The organism is Streptomyces tropicalis (assembly GCF_029269835.1).
GTDB lineage: Bacteria > Actinomycetota > Actinomycetes > Streptomycetales > Streptomycetaceae > Streptomyces > Streptomyces tropicalis.
In genome coordinates this window covers 1-1146 of sequence record NZ_JARJBB010000092.1, presented here as the reverse complement: position 1 = coordinate 1146, position 1146 = coordinate 1, and the positions used below count along the sequence as shown (strand labels likewise).

Annotated in this window: 1 protein-coding gene; it reads right to left on the bottom strand. The window is 34.8% G+C overall.

Features of this window, described 5'->3' with window-relative positions; genetic code table 11:
- Positions 1-714 (bottom strand): Ea47 family protein (locus tag P3H78_RS33140; RefSeq protein ID WP_438828083.1); only part of this gene is annotated, 714 nt, incomplete at its 3' end.
- Positions 715-1146 lie beyond the last annotated feature (432 nt).

Here is a 1146-nt window from a genome sequence, read left to right as displayed (position 1 = left end):
GTCATATTGTATCATGCTAAATGACAATTTGCTTATGGAGTAATCTTTTAATTTTAAATAAGTTATTCTCCTGGCTTCATCAAATAAAGAGTCGAATGATGTTGGCGAAATCACATCGTCACCCATTGGATTGTTTATTTGTATGCCAAGAGAGTTACAGCAGTTATACATTCTGCCATAGATTATAGCTAAGGCATGTAATAATTCGTAATCTTTTAGCGTATTAGCGACCCATCGTCTTTCTGATTTAATAATAGATGATTCAGTTAAATATGAAGGTAATTTCTTTTGTGCAAGTCTGACTAACTTTTTTATACCAATGTTTAACATACTTTCATTTGTAATAAACTCAATGTCATTTTCTTCAATGTAAGATGAAATAAGAGTAGCCTTTGCCTCGCTATACATTTCTAAATCGCCTTGTTTTTCTATCGTATTGCGAGAATTTTTAGCCCAAGCCATTAATGGATCATTTTTCCATTTTTCAATAACATTATTGTTATACCAAATGTCATATCCTATAATCTGGTTTTTGTTTTTTTGAATAATAAATGTTACTGTTCTTGCGGTTTGGAGGAATTGATTCAAATTCAAGCGAAATAATTCAGGGTCAAAATATGTATCAATGCAGCATTTGAGCAAGTGCGATAAATCTTTAAGTCTTCTTTCCCATGGTTTTTTAGTCATAAAACTCTCCATTTTGATAGGTTGCATGCTAGATGCTGATATATTTTAGAGGTGATAAAATTAACTGCTTAACTGTCAATGTAATACAAGTTGTTTGATCTTTGCAATGATTCTTATCAGAAACCATATAGTAAATTAGTTACACAGGAAATTTTTAATATTATTATTATCATTCATTATGTATTAAAATTAGAGTTGTGGCTTGGCTCTGCTAACACGTTGCTCATAGGAGATATGGTAGAGCCGCAGACACGTCGTATGCAGGAACGTGCTGCGGCTGGCTGGTGAACTTCCGATAGTGCGGGTGTTGAATGATTTCCAGTTGCTACCGATTTTACATATTTTTTGCATGAGAGAATTTGTACCACCTCCCACCGACCATCTATGACTGTACGCCACTGTCCCTAGGACTGCTATGTGCCGGAGCGGACATTACAAACGTCCTTCTCGGTGCTAGCC